General features: G+C 32.0%; 1 protein-coding gene. It reads right to left on the bottom strand.

From position 1 onward, the window contains the following. Nucleotides 1–281, bottom strand: a 281-nt coding sequence (locus tag SB822_RS56525; RefSeq protein ID WP_410859030.1) for a hypothetical protein, incomplete at both ends; no start/stop codon positions are given.

Genomic DNA, 281 nt, shown 5'->3' with positions numbered 1-281 from the left:
AGCCATGATAAACCTTCGTCTATATAATCTGGCAGATGAAATTCCTCGGTTATATTTAGGCTTGCATTGTGATGCGTTAGATAGTGTATTATATCTAGTGCGAAATCTGATTTTTTATCCCCTGTAATTGCTTCAAATAACTTAGTTGAATAAATGTCTTCTTCACCTTCGCTAAAAATATTTTTGAACTCTCTCAATAAACCTCTACCTGTTATCCCATAATCAATTTTAAAGTCTATAGTCTTAAATTTCTCTTTATTCTTTAGTGCAAACGCATCTTC

The sequence above is a fragment of the Paraburkholderia sp. SIMBA_054 genome (assembly GCF_046534875.1).
In the GTDB taxonomy this organism is placed as follows: domain Bacteria; phylum Pseudomonadota; class Gammaproteobacteria; order Burkholderiales; family Burkholderiaceae; genus Paraburkholderia; species Paraburkholderia hospita.
This window is presented reverse-complemented; position numbering and strand designations above follow the sequence as displayed.